Here is a 20,061-nt window from a genome sequence, read left to right as displayed (position 1 = left end):
CCCCGCCTGCGCGGCACGACGTGTGCGCCGCGCGTGCCGCGCGAGAGGAAGGTTAGGAGAGCATGTCGATTCTGCTCTGGATTCTGTTTGGCCTCGTCGTAGGCGTCATCGCGAAGCTCCTGACGCCGGGTCGCGAGCCCGGGGGGTTCATCATCACGGTGTTGCTCGGCATCGGCGGCGCGCTCCTGGGCGGCTTCCTCGGACGCGCGCTCGGGATCTACGCGTCGTACCAGTCGACCGGTGGCTTCATCATGTCGATCATCGGCGCGATCCTGCTTCTCGCGATCTACAACATCGCCACGAGCCGTCGTACCGCCTAGATCCGCGTCGCCAGCGTACGTGGATCGGAGGCGCGCCCCGCCGCGGGAGGAGTCCTGCGCGGGGCGCGTTTCATTCGTTTGTGCACGAAGCGTTCCCGTCGAGATCGATCTGCGACGTCCGATGCATCGTCCTCGATCCCGGGGCCGCGTCGCGCGCCCGATCCACGCCCTCGGGCAGCGTGCTGCCGCGCGCGGCCGCCGCGACGAGCAGGCCCATCACGAACGCGACCACGAGCGGCACGATGCGCGACGAGAACGCGCGGTGCCGGAGCAGCGGCGGGGCCGCGATGATCGTCGCGGCCTCGTCGACCTGCAAAGGCACCTCGGGCCGTGTCGCGTCGCACCGCGCGCTCGTCGCGGCGACGATCTCGCCCGGCTCGCATGTCACGATCCGTGCGCGCCGCACCCCTTCGGGCCGCGTGTCCTCCGCGGGAGGATCCTCGATCGGCGCCGACCTCGCGGGCGACGTCACCAACGGAGGCGACATCGGCTCCCGCCATGTATCCGGCGCGCTCACTTGTTCGCCCTCGTACACCTCGCGCGCGAGCTCGGCGAGCTCCGCCAGCGCTGCCGGACCGCCTTCGACCGAGAGCGCGGACCCCGCTGCGCGGAGCGCCTGCTCCATCGCCGCCGCGCTCTCGAACCGGTCGCGCGGATCCTGCGCGAGCGCGCGCTGCACCACTGCTTCGAGCGCGGGTGGGCAGTCCCATCGCAGCGCCGCGAGCGGCGGGATCTCGGCGTCGAGCGCTTGCCGGATCATCTCCACGTCCGCGCCGCGCCGGAAGAGCGGGCGCCCCGTCAGCATCTCGAAGAGCACCACGCCGAGCGCGTACACGTCGCCGCGCGCGTCGAGCGGCTGCCCGCGCAGATGTTCCGGCGCGATGTACCCCATTTTCCCCTTCACCAGACCGGGCGCCGTGTCGCGTGGCACGTGCGCGCTCGTCGTCTTCGCCACGCCGAAATCGATCAGCTTGATCTCGCCGTCGACGGACACGAGGATGTTCTGCGGGCTCACGTCGCGATGGACGAGCCCGATCGGCACGCCGTCGTCGTCCTCCAGCGCGTGGGCGTGCGCGAGCGCGCGTGCGGCCGCGGCGCCCACCTCGATCACAACGCCGAACGGGAACGATCGACCGGTCGCTTGCAGCGTGCGCCCGAGCGTCGCGAGATCGGGGCCACGCACGTGCTCGAGCACGAGGTGATCCCGTCCGCGGTGCGACACGAAATCGTAGAACCGCACGATGTTCGGATGGCGGAGACGCGCCGAGATCCACGCCTCCCACGCGAACATCTTCACCACCGCCGGCGCCGCGCGAAACTCGTCGCGCAGCCGCTTCACGACCACCGTGTGCTCGGTGGCGTAGAGCCCTCGCCGCCGCGCGAGGAAGACCTCCGCCATCCCGCCGCTGCCGAGCTGCGCGACGAGCTCGTAGCCCCCGGCGCCCATCGGCAGCCGCTCCGGCAAGCTCCCGCGTGAACCCGCCCTCGACGCGGGGAAGGGCCACCTCGCCGAGAGCGGCGCCGCCGTGCGCGATCGCCTGTCCATCGTGCGTGCTCGGCTCGGACCGCGATCGCGCCTCCGCCTTGGTCGCACCTTGAACTCCCCCCCCTCCGCCACGAGAGCATCATGGCGCAAGCTCCCTCGCTCGCCAGCGTCATTCGTAGGCTCGCTTGCTCGATCCAAACGTGAGAACGAGGCGGGACGGCGCGCGATGTTCGGGGTGCTGCGCGCGCCGTCCGCGGGGCGCATCTCGCGCGAAGAGCACGCGCGTTTCACGCGAACGAAGTCCGTCCGCGCCTCCGCGCCTCACGTCGCTGCGGCTTCTCGGTTCTTCTCCGGTTTGCGCCGCGCGAGCGCGCGGACCTCTGCGATCGTCACCACGCGGAGCGCGAGGAGCAGCCCCGCGTGCGTGATCGCGCCTGCGATCACCGCGGCCCAGAGCCCCAGCGTCTTCAGCGCGACGAGCGCGACGAAACTCATGACCACCGTCGCGAGCGTGGCGCCGCCGAGCCGCCCGATCGGCGCTTCGCGCACGTACCGCAGCACGAGGATCCCCGTCGCGAAGAGCGTGCCCACGGACGTCACGAGCGCCGCGAATGCCGCTCCGAGCGCGCCGTGCCGCGGCACGAGCCACATGTCGAGCACGACGTTCGCCACGAGCGCCGGACCGAGCACCGCGCCGAGATGTCGTTCGCGCTTCGACGCGAGCAGCGGCAGCGCCGCGACCTGGAACGCGAACGTCGCCGGCACGTGCCATGCGAGCACCCGGAGCACGTCCGACGTCCCTGCGAAGTCGCGCCCCTCGTACACGAGCGCGACCACGTCCGGCGCCACGAGGCTCACGCCCGTGGCGAGCGGGAGCCCGAGCGCCGTCGCCACCACGAGCGCCGTTCGAAAGAGCTTCACGAAGCCTGCCTGATCGTGCGCGTAGAGCCGCATCCCGGCCGCGAACGCGGCGCCGAGCACGAGATCGGAGATCAGCTCGAGCTGCTCGATGAGCACCCACGCCGCGCTGAACACGCCGACCGCCGCCTCGCCGTCGAGCCAGCGCAGGATCACGCGATCGGCCTGCCGGATCACGCCGAGCAGCGCGCCGATGAGCCCGAGCGGGATGCTCTTCTTCGCGATGGCCACGAGCTCGCCGAGGCCCACTTCGAGCCTCGGCTGATAGAGCCGCTTGCGCAGGAAGTGGTACGTCAGCACGAGCTCGATCGCGTTGCCGAGCGCGAGCGCGCCTGCCGCCGCGAGCACGCCGAAGCCCGACGCGACGAGCGCCACCGAGAGCCCGATCACGAAGAGCCGCGCGCCGAGCTCGACGTACAGGATGTACTGGAAGCGCTCGTGCGCTTCGAAGCTCAGCCACATCGTCGTGTAGAGGATCGTGGCGAGCTGCGACGCGGCCGCGATCACCACGAGCGTCGCGCCCTCCCCCGCTCGTGTCGCCAGCGTGAACCACGTCGCGCAGAGCAGCGTCGTCGTGCCCATCGCGCCGCGCACGACGAGCGCCGCGCCGAGGTGCCTCGGCCCGAGCTCCGGCGTCACCGCGATCTCGCGCGCGAGATACCCGCGCACCCCCAGGCCGGCGACCACGGCGGCCATCGACGTGATCGCCAGCGACGCCTGCAGCTCCCCCCACGCGGCCACGCCCAGCCTTCGCGCCAGGTAGCCCACGTAGACGATGCTCAGGACGGCCATGATGGCCTGCTTTGCGATCATCAAGGCGGCGTTCCACGCCACCCTTTGTCCCTGGTGCATCCTGCGCGCCCCCGCTCCGCGACAGCGGACTGACGCTTCGATGCTCGAGGTCCTCGCGCGTCGTGCGAGCGCTCGGGCTTGTCCGAGCGGGCTCCGCGGGCTGCTGCGCGGCTCCGCTCGCGACGCGTGGGCAACGCCCTCTCAGGACCACAAAAGCAGCGTGGCGGCCGGAGCCGCCACGTTTGCTGCTTGCGTGTTGTCTTCCCAGGACACCACGACTTTTGCTTCGGAGCGGGACACGAGGCTCGAACTCGCGACCCTCAGCTTGGGAAGCTGATGCTCTACCAACTGAGCTAGTCCCGCGAACTGCGAACGCATGTCTAGCCAATCCCGCGGCGCTTGGCAAGACCCTGCGCGCTCGCAACGTTTCCGCCCCGGCCGATGACCGGATGCCCGGTCACCTCCTCGATCCCACGCGCCCGAGCCCCCCGCGCCGTTCCGACCTGTATTACCTTCGCTCCGTGCCTCCCGCTCGTCTCCGTTTTCTCGCGGCAGCGCTGTTCGTCCCCTCCCTCGCCCTCGCGACCGCGAGCTGCGGCGGTCCCCAGGTTCCGCCTGGCGGCACGCCTGCGCTGAGCGCCGACGTCGAGTGCCCGGATCCGATCGGAACGATCCCGCGGGAGAGCTGCGCCGAGATCGCCGACGACTTCGGCTCCTTCGACGTCTCGAGCTCCCTCAAGCTCGCCGGCGCGAGCCGCGGCGCCGAGGTCCGTATCGAGGCGATCCGCGCCGCCGCCGATCTGGCGGCCAAGCTCAAGGAGCGCCGCGTCGCCCTCTGCGAGTCGTACAACACGTGCAAGACGAAACCCGCCGAGCACGCGGCCGAGGATCAACGCCTCGCGGGCCTCATGAAGGAGCTCATCGATCTCTGGGACGCGCGCAAGTTCCTGAACGCGGATGACGTCGTCCGCTTCCGCGCGGGCGTCACGAAGATCGCGGGCAAGCTCGACGGGACGACCGCGGTCCCGAGCGCGGACGGCGGCGCGCCGATCGTGGTCAAACCTGCGAAGAAGACCGTGCGCGGCGAGGCGCTCGCGCGGATCGAGGGCGCGGGGCTCAAGTTCGCCGCGTCCGATGGCAACGTCACGATCACCTCCACGGCCGCGGGCACGCACGACGCGCTGCGCGCCGCCGCCGAGGAGTTGCGCGGCGGCGGCGGTCGGATGCGCGTGCGTATCTTCGGCTCGTACACGCCCTCGGCGGCGCCGCTCATCGCGGCCGGCGACGAGCTCGCGATCCGCTTCAAGTACCGCGCGACGCAGGCGGGCGAGCTCCACGTCGCGCTCCGCTCCCTCGAAGACCCCGACGCCGTCGAGAGCACGATCGTCTTCCGCGTCGCCGCCGGCACGGGCACCGAGAGCACGACGCTCACCGCCGCGCCCGGATCGAGCGGGTTTTACGTGGGCATCGGCGCGCGCGGCGCGGGCAACGTCGAGTTCGACGACGTCGAGCTCGTGCGCCAGAGCGCCGTCATCGCCGCGGCCCGCGCCGAGTCGGCGAGCGAGCCGCACCTCGTGTCGAGCTGCAGCACGAACAAGAAGAAGCCGCTCACCGGCAAGGCCTCGTTCCTCTGCGAGTCGGGCGACGGGGACAAACTCGTCCTCGGCCAGCCCAAGGGCCACCTCTACCTCGCGCTCAAGACGCCCGCGGGCGAACGCGCCAGGATCCGCACCCTCTCGCTCGAAGGTGGCCGCAGCCTCGACCTGAATGGGAAGGAAGACACCGAGCTCGTCATCGGGCTCGATGGACCGGGCTCGACCACGATCCAGTCCATCGAGCTCCTGCCGGTCGGCGGGGATTAGGTCTCGTTCGCCGCGGGCCGCTCGCGCTCCGTCATCGGCGGGAGCGTCTTGGCGCGCGTGCGGCTCGGGGAGGCCACGGGCGCCGCTTCCTTTTTGAGGAACACGAGCACGCTCGTCGGATCTGCCTCGGGCACGATCCAGGGCAAACTGCGCAGCTCCAGGTCCTCCGCCGGCAGCCACCGCAGGCTCCGCGTGATCAAGACGACCTGCTGACCGCGCCGCATGAGCTCCTTGGCGAGCCTCGCTCCGCCGCGCGGCGCCGGCGGCAGATCCAGACAAACGAGGCAGAGATCGAAGGGCCCGCCCTTCGCCCACGAGCGCGCCGCCTCCACGGAGTACGCCTCGACCAGCTCCACATCCTCGATCAGCGGCTCGAGCCCCTGGACCAGCGCGTCACACGTCGAGAGCCGCGGATCTCTCGCCACCAGGATCCTGCGGCTCCGCGGCGCGACGTCGGTTCGTGCATCGATCATCGTCGCTCGGAACCCCTCAAGTGCCCCCATATTCCCACCCCTCCCGAGAAGCGACCGACTTCAGGGCCGAGCCTACCCTCCTTCGACACCCGCGGGCTACGCCCGATGCGCCCCGCGCCGCCCCCGAACCCCCTTGAGCCATTTTTCGTCAGGCCTTATAAGCGCCCCGGGCGAATCACCGGCCGAGCCGAGGTCCCTCACGTCCGGGGCGGCTCACCGACGCAGGAGATCCATGAGCCAGTTCAGCGTGCAGAGCCGATGCGAGTGCCAGGCGATCCTTCTTGCGACGCTCGACGAGAAACATCACGTCGTCGCCGGCACCGCGTCGCGCGGGCGAGCGCGGGAGGTCGCGCCGGCCCACAGCATCGGGGCCTCGGGTGAGCGCTTCGACATCGGGTGGGCCTGCCCCTTCTGCGGCCGCAACACCCTCCGCTCGTTCCACGTGGGCGCCTTGCGCCCCGTCCGCGCTGCGTCTTAACGCGCTGAAAGCTCCGCTTCGAGCAGCCGCGCCGTCACCTCCGCGCGCGGCGCCTCCCCGGCCCGCTGCCGCAGCCAGCGCGCGTGCGTGAGCGCCTTGGCCGCTTCGCCGTGGTGACCTTCCGCCGACAGGAGCGCGCCGAGCAGCGTGAACGTTCGCGCGCGCCACTCGTCCTGCGAGCACGCCTGCCGCAGGAGCACGATCGCGCCGCGCATATCGCCGCGCCGACGTGACTTCCGCGCCCGGTCGATCAACCCCTCGACCGCATCGAGCGCCCCGTCCGGTCGATGCTCCGTCCGGCCTTCGCGAACGCCCGCGCGTGCGCGCGCGCTGCGACCACCTCTCCGGCTCATGGCGGCCCTCCAGCAGGGCCCGTTCCAGCCGCCGGCGTGGCCGTTCAGGGGGATTTCATCGTCCCGAACACGTAGTCCCAGAGCGGCGACGACACGCCCCAGCGCGCGTGGGCGCCGGTGTGGTGGTGGATCATGTGGTGGCGCTTGATCCACTTGCCCCAGCGCGAGCTCATCCGGAAGTGGTGGATCGCGTAGTGCGTCCCGTCGTACGCGAGGTAGCCGAGCCCGAAGCCCACGAAGAGCGGATCCACGAGCGCAGGTCCCACGATCGCGCGGAAGAGCACGTAAAACACCAGGCCGAACGGGATGCTCGCCCCGAGCGGGAACACGAGCCGGTCCGCGTCCTGCGGAAAGTCGTGGTGCACGCCGTGCAGGACGAAATGCACGCGCCGTTGCCAGAGCCGTGGCCCCACGTAGTGGAAGACCCAGCGGTGCAGCACGTACTCGGCGAGCGTCCACACGAACAGGCCGAGGAAGCCGAGCGACAAACCGCTGACGAGCCCAACGCCGTTCTCGTAGGCACGGAACGCGAGGTAACCGTAGACCGGGAGCCAGAACAGGAACGGCGTCGCCGGGTGGATGCGGGAAAACCGCTCGATGAGAGGGGTTTCGAACATCCGGCAGGTGGCCGGTTTCGACGATCCGATGCGATCCGGGGCCGTGGCTACCATCGACCCGACACCTAACGCATTCCGGAAAGAACCGCCAGAGTACGCAAGGGACGCAAACCCTGGCGAATCGAGACCTGGACCACGTTTCCAACGCCGCCGAGCCAGGGCGCGGCGAGGTTCGAGGCGCGCGGACGATGCGGCGGCGAATCAAGAAACGATTTCGAGAGCTTGTACTGCGGAGTCGAGGTGCGACGCGAGGGATGCGGACCCCGAAACATCCTTCACGTCGCACCTGAGGGGCGCGGGGCAAAGCTTCAGAAAGAGGCCTCGTAGAGCGCGCGGAGGTCGTCCCGGGTGCAGGGCCGCGGGTTCGACGTGTGGCAGGCGTCCTGGAAGGCGAGATCGGCGAGGCGGTCGAGGTTCTCGCGGGGCACGCCCGCCTGCGAGAGGGTCCCCGGCAAGCCGAGCCGATCACGCAGCCGGCGCACGGCCTCGACGCAGCCGGCCGGGCTCGCCTCGCCGCCGAGCAGGACCGAGACCTCCGCGAGGCGTGTCCCCGCCACCTCCGCGTTGAACGCGCAGACCGCCGGGAGGCAGAGCGCGTTCGCGAGCCCGTGGTGCGTCCCGTGCTCGCTCGACAGCGGATGCGCGAGCGAGTGGCACGCGCCGAGCCCCTTCTGGAACGCGACCGCGCCCATCATCGCGGCCTTCATCATCCCGCCGCGCGCTTCGAGGTCGCCGCCGTGCTTCACGGCCCGCTCCAGGTACCGCCCGACGTGCCGGATCCCTTCGAGCGCGATGCCGTCCGCCATCGGGTGATCCCCCTTCGCCACGTACGCCTCCAGGCAGTGCGTGAGCGCGTCGATGCCCGTCGCGGCCGTCAGGAACGCTGGCATCGAGCGCGTGAGCTCGGGATCGAGGATCGCCACGTTCGCGAGCAGGTGCGGCGAGAAGATCACGGTCTTCCGCCGGGGGTTTGGGGGCGTAGCTCCGCTTGTCGGAGCGGAGCCCCCAAGCGTCGACAGGCTTGCGTCGAGCGTCACCACGCCCGAGCGCCCGACCTCGCTGCCCGTGCCCGCCGTCGTGGGCAGCGCGAGCATCGGCGGCACGTTCGCCGTGATGTGCTGGTCGCCGCCGATCGCGTCGTCGTACTCGGCGAGCGGCCGGTGGTGGTGGATGCCGAGGCGCACGAGCTTGCCCACGTCGAGCGGCGAGCCGCCGCCGACCGCGATCACGAGATCCGCACCCGACGACCGGAACGCGCGCACGCCCTCGTGCACGTTCGCCTCGATCGGATTGCCGAGCACGCCGTCGAAGACCGTCCACTTGATCCCCGCCTCGCGCAGCGACGCCTCGATCGGCGCGAGCAGCCCCGCGCCGACGACCCCCCTGTCCGTCACGACGAGCGCGTGCTTGCTGCCGAGCCGCTTGGCCTCGGCGCCCGCCTGCTTCGCGGCTCCAGCTCCGAACACGATGCGCGTCGGAAAACTCCAGATCGACAGTTGTCCCATGCGTTTGCCGCCTTCGTCCTGTCAGATGGCCTCGAAATACCGCGCGAGCTCCCAGTCCGTGACCGCGCGCTCGTACTGACGCACCTCCCACTGCCGGGTGCGCACGTAGTGATCGACGAACCCGTCGCCGAGGATCCTCCGCATGCGCTGGCTCTCCGCGAGCAGCGCCGTGGCCTCGGCCAGCGTACGCGGCAGCCGATCGCGCCCCTCGCCGCCCTCCCCCGCGTTGCCCGTGATCGGCGCGTCGGGCTCGATCGTGTTCTCGATGCCGTGGATCCCGGCGCCGAGCGTCGCCGCCATCGCGATGTACGGGTTGATGTCGGCCGCCCCTTGCCGCACCTCGACCCGCGCGGCCTTCGTCCCGGCGCCCACGATCCGCAGCGCCGTCGTGCGGTTCTCGAAGCCCCACGTCGCCGTGAGCGGCGCCCACACGCCGGGCACGTAGCGCTTGTATGCGTTGATCGTCGGCGACACGAGCGCCGTCATCTCCCGCATGCACGCGAGCTGCCCGCCGATGTAGTGCCGCATCGACCTCGAGATCCCGCCCTCGGACGGCGGCCCCTGGAACACGTTCTCCCCGTCCTTCCAGAGGCTCTGGTGCAGGTGGCCGGACGAACCCGGCAGGCTCGCGCTCCACTTCGCCATGAACGTCACGCTGAGCCCGTGCTCGTAGGCGATCTGCTTCATCGCGACCTTGAACAGCGCCGCCTTGTCCGCCGCGCGCAGGGCATCGTCGTACCGGATCGCCGCCTCGTACACGCCCGGCCCCGTCTCCGTGTGCAGCCCTTCGAGCTCGATGTCGAAGGCGCGCATGCCGTCGTAGATCGCGGCCATCAGATCCTTGTGCTGGCCCTCGCGCACCCACGAGTAGCCGAACATCCCCGGCGAGAGCGATTCGAGCTTCTGGAACCGCTTTTCGTGGAGCGACGCGGGCGTCTCCTTGAACAGAAAGAACTCGTACTCGGCCGAGAGCTTCGCCTGGTAGCCGAGCGACGCCGCGTGCGTGATCACGCGCTTGAGCGCCGAGCGTGGACACGCCGGGTGCGCGCCGCCCTCCGCGTCGCGGAAGTCCGCGAGCATCGCCACGGTGCCGGGCTCCCACGGCACGAGCCGCCTCGTGGAGGGATCCAGCACGGCGTGCGCGTCGGGGTAGCCCGTGTGCCAGCCGGTCACCCGCGCGTTGTCGTAGAGGACGTCGCCGATGTCCCAACCGAAGATGACGTCACAGAACCCGAACCCGCACGACAGCGCCGAGCGCAGCTTCTCCATCGACACGTACTTCCCGCGAAGCACGCCATCGACGTCGAACCCGCCGATCTTCGCACGTCGAACCCCCCGTCCTTCGAGCTCCCCCAAGAGCTCGTCGTACGACGCTCCACCCATGCCCCCACCCCCGCCGCAGTTCGTACCACAGCTTCGCGGCAGGCGCGGGGCGCTACGGGCTCATTCGACGCGCTCCGGAGGTTCGACGGCGACGCTCTCGAGGTCGCTCTTCACGTTTGTCCCGCCAAGATCCACGAGGATCGCCCCGGGCCCGCGGCGCTTGGCTGCGTCGAGGGCAGCCGTGGCGCGGCCGAGTACGTCCGCGGCGCTGTCGGCCGAAGGTGGCCTCCACACGGCCACGCCGACGCTCAGCGTGATCCCGTACCCCGCGTCCTTCGCGGCGGCGGCCATGTGCGCCGCGGCCCGCGTGAGCACGCTCTTCACGGCGGCGTGGTCCACGCAGGGCAAGAGCAACACGAAGTCGTCTTCGCCCCACCGCGCGACCACGTCGTACTGCCGCCGCGACGCGCGCATCGCCTCGCCGAGCAGCCGGAGGAGCGCGTCGCCCTTCTCCCTGCCGTGCGCCTCGTTCACCACGCCCATGCCATCGACGTCCACACGCGCGACGGCGTACGAGTCCCACACGCGTTGCGCGCGTCGATGCTCGCGCTCGCACTCCTCCTCGAAGCGACGCCGGTTCGAAAGCCCCGTCAGCGTGTCGACCCGCGACACCTCGTCGAGCTTGCGCGCCATCGCCGCCGACGCGCTCTGATCACGCACGACGTCGATCCGCCCCACCACCACGCCGTCCTTCACGACGGGCGCGCTCGTCCACACGAACGTGCGCGACGGCGGCCCCGTGATTTCCAGCGGATCGATCTCCACGCGCTCCGGCGAGAGCGCGCTGCCTTCGAGCACCGAGAGCGGCTCTGCGAGCTCGGGCGCGTCCTGCCGGATCCGCGCGAGCAAACGCGCGCGTCCCTGCCCCACGCACGATCCCGGATCGAGCCCGAGCAGCGCGGCGGCGCGGCGCCCGGCGGCGCGGCACACGAGCCCTTCGTCGAACACGAGCACCGCCTCGTCGAGGACGTCGAGCAGCGTTTCGAGCGCGAGGTCCAGGGGGTTCGTCGATCGCAACGACATCGCGTTCGAAAGGTACCACCCGGAGCTCGGTCCGGCGCAACTTCGAGGCTCTGGGATCAGGGCGCGACGGAGAGCGTGCGTCGCGACAGGAACCGGAGCAGGTCCTCCTCGCGCCCCTTGGGCCAGCGCCGGTGGAGCGCGGTCCCGACGATCTTCGTGCACTTCTTGTCGATCGCGCACGACGGCTCCTCGGCGTTCGCCGCGCCGAGGCGGAGCCCGGTCGTCTCGGCCGCGATCGCGTCGCGCGCCCGCAGCCAGCGCTCGACCGAGGCGCAAGGCGCGATCTGATCACACGCCCGGTACATCACGAACGCGGGCGGCGGCGGACCCGGGCACGACCACGCGGCGCGCGGCGCGTCACTGCCGTACGTGGCGAACGCCGCGACCCGATCGGCGCGCATCATCGCGTACGTCGCGGCCATGTGCCCCCCGTGCCCGGCGCCGACGGCGTAGAGCCTGCGCCGATCGACGTGTCCACGCGCCGCGAGCACCGACACGAAGTGGTCCGTGGTCGCGACGTCGACGTTGTCCTCGCCGGTGTAGTCGACGTCGAACATCGCTCCCTCGCGGTTGCCGTGCAGGGCGCGGCCTTGCGGGGAGAGCACGATGAAGCCCGCGTGCGCCGGGTCGCCCGTCAGATCGAAGCGGGCGGCGAGCTTGCGCAGGGAGGTCTCCTTGTCGACGCTGCGCGGGTTGTCGCCGGCATCGTGGAAGAAGACGAGGAGCGGCAAGGGCGCGCGCGTCTCGATGCCCTTGGGCGTGATGACGCACGCGTAGCGCGGCGCGCCAGCGGCGTCCTTCCACTCCAGCACCTCGGCGCCGGGACAGGGCGGCCTCCCGAGCGTGCGCTTGATGTCGCGATCGGGCAGCCCGTCGACCGCGACGCAGCTCCCTTCGGTGGGCGGGCGCGTCACGGGCTTGGCCGCGGCCGACGCCGTCATGGAGGGCAAGGGCGCAGCCCCGCCGTCCTTGCGCCCTCCATCTTTGGCGCTCGCGTCGCTCGCCGTGGCGTCGGCGGCTCCCGCGTCGCGATCGAAGACGCCGTGCAGATCTCCGCCGTCTACATCGGAGGAAGGAAGCGAGCACCCCGCGCCGACGAGTGATACGAGAGCGAGCGGCGCGGCGAGAGCGAGCGCGCAGGCGAAAATCCGGAGCCGCACGGGCGACACTCTAGCCAAGAAGCGCGCTTCGCGAAGCGTCAACGCACCGCGAAACGGAGCAACGCGCGTTCCGAACAAGGGGAACGTGCCGGGATCCAGAGCCGGCAGCGTTGCGACGCGGAGGAATCGTCGTCGCATCGGACGCGGAAGCGGTTGCGAGATGTGGGAATGCTTCGGGATCGGCATCCGAGAGCGTTGCGAGATTTTGCAACGCTCCTTCCTTCGGAGGTGAGCACGTTGAGAAAAAGGGGAAGGCTCTCCGCTGCGGATCCGCGAGCGTTGCGAAGAGGAGGGACGCGCCCCGCCTTGGACTCCACGAGCGTTGCGAGAAAGGGGAACGCGCGTTGCGACGAGGTGGGGCGCGTTCCCACGTCGGGGAGGCAGGTTCAGACGGAGGGCAGGCTTTCAAGCCATGCGATCGCCTCGCTCCAGGAAAGGACGCGCTTGGCTTCCCGAAGCGCGCGCCACTCTTCGCCTTCGTCGTGTGTAACGACCCGCGCGGAGGGATCACTCGCCACGAGGAGGGAGATGAGCCAGTCCGTTGTCATGGGCATGTCGCCGGGGAGGACGGCGAACCCTCCCCGGAGCACACCGCCGAGCGTCTTCTGCTTGGCCCCTTCCCACGCTTCGGCTGTCGGGTACCGCTCGTAAAGCGCGTCAGCCCACGTGGCGGCGAGAGGCTGATCGAGCACGAAAGAGGGCACGTGGATCTTTTCCGTATCCAGGAACCTGTCGAAGAGGGCGGCCTTGAACTGTGAGCCCTTCTCCACGCGCATCTGCCGGCGTCGCTCCAGGTAGACCTGCGGATGGATCACGACGGTGACGCCCTTCCCTCGGGCGAGACCGGCGATTTCCTTCAGGTCGGCGACGCCGCGTGCGCAGTTCGTGTCGATCCAGAGCTGCATCGGCTACTTCGTCTCGTCCGTGCCGGGGAACCCGAACATCTGGTCGAGCTCTGGAGCGGTCCACGCTTCCCAGCGCCCCTTTTCCTCCGAGCGCAGGAACCAGAGGTGACCACCTGCCTGCAGCCTGAGGTTGTCGAGCATGATTTTGGGCAGCTTCGTGTAGCCCTCCGGCGTGACCCACTGCTCCTCCGCGCCACGCGCACGTGCACGCTCGCGGAGATCGGCGCCGACGAGGTCGGACGGCTGTCTCTCGACCGAGGTTGCACCCTCGGATGATCGACTGAAGCGAACGACCTCGGGCCCATCGAAGATCGGGACGTGGCTCTCCAGGATGATCTGATCCACGAGCCCGCTCCGCACCTGCTCGCGCAGCACGTCGCGGAGAAGCTCCTGGTAGCTCGAATCCAAGCTGATCTCCGGCTCCTCGATGGCCACGATGGCCGCGCGGGATGTCAGCACGGCGGCGCAGAGGGCCACGACCTGCTGCTCGCCCGAGCTCAGCTCGGAGACGCGGAGGATCTGTTTGCCGCGGATTTCAAAGCGGAGATCGGCGCTTCCGTCAGGAAGGCGCAGAACGTTGACCTCACGACCCGCGAGGGTCTTGAAGCGTGACAGGAGCTGCGTGAATGCGCGCCAGCGCTCCGTGTCGAGCGGCTCGAGGGAGGTCGCGAGATCGAGGAGTCGGTGCGCGAGCTTGACGGAGAGGGGGCTCTCGGGTGCATCCGAGCGCTGCTTGTCACCCGTGAATTGCGACTCTCGTCGACGCGCATCCAACCGAAAGAGAGGCTGCGTGTCTGGGCCGAGGGGAGCCTCTAGCTGGTTGCGGATCGACGATAGATAGTCGCCTCCACCTGATGACATCCTCGCAGGGGGCGCGATCCCCGGGCCCCACACGCCCTCCATCCGCAGGATGCAGTTGTTACCACTCGGGGTGAGGACCACCGAGAATGGCGTCTTTGCGCCCGCAAACAGGACGTCGATCCGCTGCGGCTCGCGTACGCTCGGCGGCCAGTCGCGCGCCGACGGGAAGCCTTGGGTGGTTGCTGTAGCGCTCCACCAGTTCATGACGCAGTCGTCGGAGCCCAACGTCGTGCGCGTGCGCAACCAGAGGATCGCCGCCCGAAAGAACAACTCCAGCGCCGCCAGCGCGTTCGACTTCCCGCTCCCGTTCCCCCCGTGGAACACCGCGACCTCGTCCGCCACGCCTCCCGCGGACGCGAGCGGGATCTCGGTCGGACCCTGGAACGTGCGGAAGTTCTGCACGACCAGCCGGGAGATGCGGAGCGATGGCGTGGTGCGGGGAGTCACGAGGGAAGCTCAGCAATGGCCGGAGGCTGGGTCAAGAGACAACGCCCCACCGCCGCCGCCCCCCCACCCTCCGCACCCTCGATCGCGAAATCGCCCACCTCCCACCTTGAAAGCACAGGCTGACTGGCTAGGTTCCCTCGACCCTCATGGACCTCTTCGACGGCATCCTCGGCGCCCTTCTCCTGGCTCTCGTGGCTTTCCAGACCTGGCTCACGATCCGGGTGTTCAAGAGCCGTCTCTTCGAGCGCAAGCAGAAGATCCTCCAGGCCCAGCTCATCTGGCTCCTGCCCATCCTCGGCGCCGGGCTCGTCTTCACGATCCTCGTCGAAGAAGAGCGCTCCAACAAGCCGCCCCCCACCCAGCTCTCCTGAGCCGCCTGGCAACTCCAAAGACCACCCTCCCGCCACCCGCACGATCCGCCCTCGGATCGCCCCCACCGTAACGACCACCCCCGGCTCATGTTGAGTGCCGCTGGCCTTCGGCGTTAAGGTGGCGCCGATGTCCATCACGCCCGGTACACTCCGAGCCGAGTTGGAGGCGCGTCGAGCCTCCGGACGCACCTTCGATCTGAGAGAGTCGCTCTCCGTCCTCGTGCCGCTCTGCACAGAAATCCAGGAGCTACATCGCGAGGGCAAAGCGCTCTTCGTTCACCCCTCCGCCATCCTCTACACAGGCTCCGCCGTCAGCCTGCTCGAGGACAAGGCCGAGGGACTCCCCGTGCTCCCGTCCGATCGCGCCTGCATCGCGCCCGAGTCTCGCAAGGGCACGCCCGGCGACGCGCGCGCGAGCGTCTTCAGCATCGGATCCATCCTCTACGAGATGCTCACCGGCGGCAGCGTTGGTCCGGGCATGAAGCGGCCCACGGACGTCGTGCCCGACCTGCCCGCCTCGCTCGAGATGATCCTCGGCAAGGCCCTCGTCGCCGACGCAAAGCACCGCCCCGCCGATCTCGGCGCACTCGCGCAGGCCCTGCACAACGTCGCGCCCGGCGCCTCCATCGCGCCGCCGCCCACGGACGCAGGCCTCGACGACGGCGTCGAGGTCGACGTCGCGATGTCCCTCATCCCGCCCGCCACGACGACCGGCGGCGTCGCCATCCCCGCCGCGCCGAGAGCCCCCAACATCCCCGGCGCGCCCGCCGTCCAAGCACGTCCCGCCGCGCCGGTGAACGATGGTCCCTTTCCCATCGCCGTCGTGAAGGCGCCCGAGGTGCGCAACGCGAACGATCCCACCCAGCGCCTCGCCGATCTCAAGGCCGCGCTCGAGTCCGATCCACGCCCGCGTTACGTGGTCATCAAGGACGGCATGGATCACGGGCCGTTCAGCGCCGTCGAGGTGCTGCAGCAGATCGCCACGGGCAACTTCCTCGGCGAGAACCCGCTGCGCGACTCGATCCTGAACGAGGAGCGGTTCATCAAGGACTGGGAGCAGTTTGCCCCGTACGCCGAGCAGGCGAAGCTGAACCGCGACATCAAGCAGGAGAAGAAGAACCTCGAAGCCGTCGTCGTCGCCGAGCGCAAGGGCACGCAGTACAAGGCGCTCATCGGCCTCGCCGTGATCGGCGTGCTCGGCGCAGGTTTCGCCGGATGGCTGCTCAGCGTGCGCGGCAGCAAGAACGAGACGAAAGAGGTCCAAGGCGACAGCGTCGTCGCCGTGGAGGTCGACGCCGGGCTCGGCAAGGGCAAAGGCGGCCCCGCAGGCGGCGGCGCCGTGGGCGGAGGCGGCGGCGGCAAGTACCCCGTGCTCGGCGGCGGCATGAGCTGCGAGGGCGCGCGCTCGAAGTACATCGAGGACTACAGCAAGGACGCGCCGCCCGATCTCAGCGCAGGCTCGTTCGGCAACGTGCTGAACCGCGGCAACTACCTCAACTCATGCAGCGTGCCCCCCTCGACCGAGGTGAGCATCTGCGCGGCGGTCCAGAACGGCCGCGCCGTCGGCGTGACCGTGACGTCGAAGCCCTCGAACCCGGGCATCAACTCGTGTGTCGCCGGTCAGGTGCGCGCACTCTCCTTCCCGGCGCACCCGCGTCTCGACGTGACGCACACGACGTTCGCCGCAAACTAGCCCCGCGCGGCCGTCCCATGACCGAGCCGCTCATCCGCATCGAAGACATCACGAAGCGCTTCGGCGCGCGGACCGTGCTCCGCGGCGTGAACCTCTCCATCCCACGTGGCTGTCTGTACGGGCTCATCGGCCCCGGCGCCTCGGGCAAGAGCGTGTTGCTCAAGCTCATCACAGGGCTCTACCGGCCCGACGCAGGGCGCATCCTCGTCGAGGGAGAGGACGTGCACCAGATGAGCGATCTCGAGCTGCAGAAGTTCCGTCTGCGGTTCGGGATGTTGTTCCAGAACAACGCGCTCTTCGACTACATGACGGTGGGCGAGAACATCGCGTTCCCGCTGCGCCGGCTCTTCAACCTCCGCGACGAGGAGGTCGTCGAGCGCGTCGCCGAGAGGCTGCGCGTGGTGTCCCTCCCCGGCTTCGAGGATCGTTTGCCCGCAGGTCTCTCGGGCGGCCAAAAGAAACGCGTGGGCGTGGCGCGAGCGACGATCACGAAAGCAGAGATCGTGCTCTACGATGAGCCCGCAGCAGGCCTCGATCCCGTGACGTCCCAGCGAATCTTCGAGCTGCTCCGCGACGAGCAACGCGCCGCAGGAGCCACCGTCGTGATGGTGTCGAGTGATCTCGATCGGCTCCTCACCGTGACCGATCGCGTCGGCATGCTCTACCGCGGTCGACTCGTCTTCGACGGCACGACCGAGGAAGCCAAGACGAGCGAAGACCCCTACGTCCGGCAGTTCGTCCACGGGTTGACCGAGGGTCCCCTGTGAGCAGGTTTTGCTGAGCGTAGGTTTCTGCTTGGGGGCGCGGAGCTGGGGCGTTGCCCCAGGCCCCAGGAGGGGGCTGTCCGCCCCCTCCACCCCGGACCAGCGAGGCGCTGGACCCAGGGTCGATGAACTGCGCGATGCGCAGTTCATCGAACAGCCAGGGTCAAGACCGGCGACGGGCCTGCCAGCCAAGGCCGCAGCGCTGACGGCTCGACTGGCAACGTGCCCGTCGCCAGCTTGAAACGCACGTCCGTGGTCTTGCCACCGGCCCGTTGGAAGAACTGCGCATCGCGCAGTTCTTCCACCTTCGGTCCAGGCCGTGCCTGGTCCGGGTCCAGGGGTGGACAACCCCTGGTCGGGGCCCGGGGTGAAACCCCGGCGCTACGCCCTCAAACGAAATGAAACCACTGCGTGGGGTTGTCCCGTAGGAATGCGCCGAGATCGTCCATCAGGCGCTGCGCGGCTGCGTCGAGGTCGTTTGGGGTGGGCCGGCGGGGGACGTGGATCGGGGCGTGGACTTTGGCCTCGTAGTGCATGAAGCCGAGGCGGCGCGTGAAGACTGGCATGAGGGGGGCGCCGCTCAGGGCGGCGATCATCAAGGGGCCCTCGGGCACCTGGAAGGGCGCGCCGCAGAGGGTGACTGTGCGCGTGCGCATTCCGGGCGGCGCGCGATCGATCTGCATCGCTACGACGTCGTCTTGTTGCAGGTGGCGGAGCAGCGGCAGCGCGTCGAAGGCCGTCTCGCCGATGTGCACGACCTTGACGCCTGAGCGCTCGCGGAGCTCGTCTTGCATCGCGCGGGCTCGCTCGTCGCGCTCGCGGGCCATCACGACGACCACGTTTTTTGCGCGCACCTTGTGCAGCATCGGGCCTGCCACCTCCCAGCCGCCGAGGTGTGCTGTGGCGATGACGATGCCCTTTCCTACGGCGGCGCAGGCCTCGTAATTGTCGACGCCGATCGCGTTCGAGAGCAGCCCCATGGCTCGGCCGCGTGGGGTCCCGAGCAGCATCGCTTCGGTCATGCAGCTCGCGTAGTTCGTGAAGACGGCGGCGATGTCGACGAGCTCGTCGAGAGGGGGGCGTGGGCCGAGGATGCGGCGCAGGTTCCTGCGCACGTTTTTGCGTTTTTCGTGCAGGCCGGTGGCGAAGGCGGGGCCGAAGAGCAGCGGGCCGTAGCGGAGCAGCGCTTCGGGGCCGCTCGTCACCACCTTGACCATCAGCCGACGGAGGAACGCGGAGTCGGAGCGGAGCTCCTCCGCGATGTGCCGGATGCCGCTCTGCATGGGGCGCTCGCTCCCTGGAGTAGCAGCTCGCTGGAAGATGTCAGGGGGAACGGAGGCGCGGGCCGCAGCGGGAGCGGACGCAGGGGCGTGCGCGGTCGCGGAGGTGCAAGACGATGTCGGCCGGGGGGCGCGGTCCGGCGCATGTGTACAGGTGAAACCGGCGCATGTGTACAGGTGCGGCCGGCGCATGTGTACAGGAAGAGGGTTTGCCCGGTGGTTCGTCCGGGCGTTTCGTCACGTCCGGATGGGTTTTTTCCCTCCTGACGGGGCAAACCCGACCCCAAAAGCGGGTTCGTTTCGAGGGGGTTCTCACGGTAATGGTGGGGCGAGGGGGAAAACCATGAAGCTCTTGCTGGTCGATGATCAGAATGTCGTACGGGAATCGCTGGCCAAGGCCCTGCGGGACGAGCCCGATGTCACGCTCGTCGTGGAGGCGGAGAGCGCACGTGATGCGCTCTCGCAGAAGAACCGGCAGCCCTTCGACGTCGTCGTGATCGAGCTGTCGCTCGCGGACCGTTGCGGGACCGAGCTCATTCGGCAGCTCAAGTCGTTCGGCGAGACGCGCGTGCTCGTGCTCTCCACCTTCCGGGACGAGTTCCGCGTCGGCGAGGCGATGCGCGCGGGCGCGGACGGGTATCTGTCGAAGCGCTGCCGCATGAAGGAGCTCATCGACGCGATACGCACCGTGGCCAAGGGCCGCACCGCGGTCTCGCCCGACGTGAGCGCAGCCATGGTGCGCGCGCTCCAGCGGCGCGACGCCGCCCGCGGCGACGTGCTCGCATCGCTCTCCGAGCGCGAGCGTCAGGTCCTGCGGCTGCTCGCGATGGGCAGCAGCGCGAAGGAGGTCGCCGCGCACCTCGCCATCAGCGTGAAGACCGTCGAGACCCACCGCGCACGCCTCTGCGCGAAGGTCGCGACCCACAGCGTCGCCGACCTGACCCGCCTCGCCGTCCGGGCCGGTCTGATCGATATTTGAGCGCGGGTTTCGTCGGGAAGCGTCGCGCCGGGGCGCTGCCCCGGACCCCGCGAGGGGGCTGTCCGCCCCCTCGACCCCGGACCAGCGAGGCGCTGGACCCAGGGTTGAAAAACTGCGCGGTGCGCAGTTTTTCAAACAGGCCGACGAAGAACCCGGGTTGCCAGCCGAACCGCGCCCGCGGCTGTCTGTCGTGGTGGGCAACGTCGTTGCCGGTCTTGACCGGGCCTGTTCGATGAACTGCGCATGGCGCAGTTCATCGAGCCTGGGTCCAGCCCCTGGCCTGAGCATTGGTCTCATCGCAAGCCGCCGCGCCGGGGCGCTGCCCCGGGCCCCGCGGGGGCTGTTCGCCCCTCGACCCGAACCAGGGCCAGCCCTGGACCATTTGGGGAAG

19 protein-coding genes and 1 tRNA gene are annotated in these 20,061 nt (G+C 69.7%); 7 read left to right on the top strand and 13 right to left on the bottom strand.

Annotation, left to right across the window (positions count from 1 at the left end; all coding sequences use genetic code 11):
- Nucleotides 1–62: 62 nt before the first annotated feature.
- A complete protein-coding gene (locus tag E8A74_RS41475; protein ID WP_136934663.1) occupies nucleotides 63–320 on the top strand; it encodes a GlsB/YeaQ/YmgE family stress response membrane protein in 258 nt (85 codons plus the stop codon).
- 70 nt (nucleotides 321–390) lie between these two features.
- Here E8A74_RS41475 and E8A74_RS41470 read toward each other — a convergent pair whose 3' ends face one another.
- From E8A74_RS41470 to E8A74_RS41460, 3 genes are all read right to left on the bottom strand, one after another.
- On the bottom strand, nucleotides 391–1,866 hold the full coding sequence (locus tag E8A74_RS41470; RefSeq protein WP_170229769.1) for a serine/threonine-protein kinase: 1,476 nt from the start codon (nucleotides 1,864–1,866) through the stop codon (nucleotides 391–393).
- Nucleotides 1,867–2,127: 261 nt separating this feature from the next.
- Nucleotides 2,128–3,537, bottom strand: a complete 1,410-nt coding sequence (locus tag E8A74_RS41465; protein ID WP_232379983.1) for an oligosaccharide flippase family protein — start codon at nucleotides 3,535–3,537, stop codon at nucleotides 2,128–2,130.
- A gap of 269 nt (nucleotides 3,538–3,806) precedes the next feature.
- Nucleotides 3,807–3,879: transfer RNA gene (locus tag E8A74_RS41460), tRNA-Gly, on the bottom strand.
- 158 nt (nucleotides 3,880–4,037) lie between these two features.
- On the opposite strand from E8A74_RS41460, the gene E8A74_RS41455 reads away from it, so the two are divergent.
- Nucleotides 4,038–5,378, top strand: a complete 1,341-nt coding sequence (locus E8A74_RS41455; RefSeq protein WP_136934660.1) for a hypothetical protein — start codon at nucleotides 4,038–4,040, stop codon at nucleotides 5,376–5,378.
- On the opposite strand, the gene E8A74_RS41450 is transcribed toward E8A74_RS41455, so the two are convergent.
- Nucleotides 5,375–5,851, bottom strand: coding sequence for a hypothetical protein (locus E8A74_RS41450; protein ID WP_136934659.1), 477 nt, complete (start codon nucleotides 5,849–5,851; stop codon nucleotides 5,375–5,377). The two genes, E8A74_RS41455 and E8A74_RS41450, sit on opposite strands and share 4 nt — an antisense overlap.
- 232 nt (nucleotides 5,852–6,083) lie before the next feature.
- On the opposite strand from E8A74_RS41450, the gene E8A74_RS41445 reads away from it, so the two are divergent.
- Nucleotides 6,084–6,329, top strand: a complete 246-nt coding sequence (locus tag E8A74_RS41445; protein WP_136934658.1) for a hypothetical protein — start codon at nucleotides 6,084–6,086, stop codon at nucleotides 6,327–6,329.
- Here the strand turns inward: E8A74_RS41445 and E8A74_RS41440 are convergent.
- From E8A74_RS41440 to E8A74_RS41405, 8 genes are all read right to left on the bottom strand, one after another.
- Entirely contained in the window at nucleotides 6,326–6,682 is a 357-nt protein-coding gene (locus tag E8A74_RS41440) for a hypothetical protein (protein ID WP_136934657.1), read from the bottom strand. The two genes, E8A74_RS41445 and E8A74_RS41440, sit on opposite strands and share 4 nt — an antisense overlap.
- 44 nt (nucleotides 6,683–6,726) lie before the next feature.
- On the bottom strand, nucleotides 6,727–7,299 hold the full coding sequence (locus E8A74_RS41435) for a sterol desaturase family protein (RefSeq protein WP_232379978.1): 573 nt from the start codon (nucleotides 7,297–7,299) through the stop codon (nucleotides 6,727–6,729).
- Between the two features lie 308 nt (nucleotides 7,300–7,607).
- A complete protein-coding gene (locus E8A74_RS41430; protein ID WP_136934655.1) occupies nucleotides 7,608–8,804 on the bottom strand; it encodes an iron-containing alcohol dehydrogenase in 1,197 nt (398 codons plus the stop codon).
- Nucleotides 8,805–8,825: 21 nt separating this feature from the next.
- A complete protein-coding gene (locus tag E8A74_RS41425) occupies nucleotides 8,826–10,187 on the bottom strand; it encodes a glutamine synthetase family protein (RefSeq protein WP_136934654.1) in 1,362 nt (453 codons plus the stop codon).
- Between the two features lie 60 nt (nucleotides 10,188–10,247).
- On the bottom strand, nucleotides 10,248–11,210 hold the full coding sequence (locus tag E8A74_RS41420; RefSeq protein ID WP_136934653.1) for a GGDEF domain-containing protein: 963 nt from the start codon (nucleotides 11,208–11,210) through the stop codon (nucleotides 10,248–10,250).
- Between the two features lie 56 nt (nucleotides 11,211–11,266).
- Nucleotides 11,267–12,370, bottom strand: coding sequence for an alpha/beta hydrolase family protein (locus E8A74_RS41415; RefSeq protein WP_136934652.1), 1,104 nt, complete (start codon nucleotides 12,368–12,370; stop codon nucleotides 11,267–11,269).
- A 386-nt stretch (nucleotides 12,371–12,756) separates the two neighbouring features.
- Nucleotides 12,757–13,275 (bottom strand): hypothetical protein, encoded by a 519-nt coding sequence (locus tag E8A74_RS41410; RefSeq protein ID WP_136934651.1) that lies wholly within the window; start codon nucleotides 13,273–13,275, stop codon nucleotides 12,757–12,759.
- A gap of 3 nt (nucleotides 13,276–13,278) precedes the next feature.
- Complete coding sequence (locus tag E8A74_RS41405) at nucleotides 13,279–14,583, bottom strand: AAA family ATPase (RefSeq protein WP_136934650.1); 1,305 nt, start codon at nucleotides 14,581–14,583, stop codon at nucleotides 13,279–13,281.
- Nucleotides 14,584–14,729: 146 nt separating this feature from the next.
- Here E8A74_RS41405 and E8A74_RS41400 point away from each other — a divergent pair, with 146 nt between their 5' ends.
- The 3 genes from E8A74_RS41400 (at nucleotide 14,730) to E8A74_RS41390 (ending at nucleotide 17,414) form a co-directional block, all read left to right on the top strand.
- Nucleotides 14,730–14,954: a hypothetical protein gene (locus tag E8A74_RS41400; RefSeq protein ID WP_136934649.1), complete on the top strand. Its 225-nt coding sequence runs from the start codon at nucleotides 14,730–14,732 to the stop codon at nucleotides 14,952–14,954.
- A 127-nt stretch (nucleotides 14,955–15,081) separates the two neighbouring features.
- Entirely contained in the window at nucleotides 15,082–16,647 is a 1,566-nt protein-coding gene (locus E8A74_RS41395) for a serine/threonine-protein kinase (RefSeq protein ID WP_136934648.1), read from the top strand.
- 17 nt (nucleotides 16,648–16,664) lie between these two features.
- On the top strand, nucleotides 16,665–17,414 hold the full coding sequence (locus E8A74_RS41390) for an ABC transporter ATP-binding protein (RefSeq protein WP_136934647.1): 750 nt from the start codon (nucleotides 16,665–16,667) through the stop codon (nucleotides 17,412–17,414).
- 386 nt (nucleotides 17,415–17,800) lie between these two features.
- Here E8A74_RS41390 and E8A74_RS41385 read toward each other — a convergent pair whose 3' ends face one another.
- Entirely contained in the window at nucleotides 17,801–18,694 is an 894-nt protein-coding gene (locus tag E8A74_RS41385; protein ID WP_232379977.1) for a lysophospholipid acyltransferase family protein, read from the bottom strand.
- 340 nt (nucleotides 18,695–19,034) lie between these two features.
- Here E8A74_RS41385 and E8A74_RS41380 point away from each other — a divergent pair, with 340 nt between their 5' ends.
- On the top strand, nucleotides 19,035–19,670 hold the full coding sequence (locus E8A74_RS41380; protein ID WP_136934646.1) for a response regulator: 636 nt from the start codon (nucleotides 19,035–19,037) through the stop codon (nucleotides 19,668–19,670).
- The last annotated feature ends 391 nt before the right edge of the window (nucleotides 19,671–20,061 follow it).

It is taken from the genome of Polyangium fumosum, assembly GCF_005144585.1.
In the GTDB taxonomy this organism is placed as follows: domain Bacteria; phylum Myxococcota_A; class Polyangia; order Polyangiales; family Polyangiaceae; genus Polyangium; species Polyangium fumosum.
Note: the sequence above shows the minus strand (reverse complement) of the source record. Positions and strands in the feature narration are given on the sequence as shown.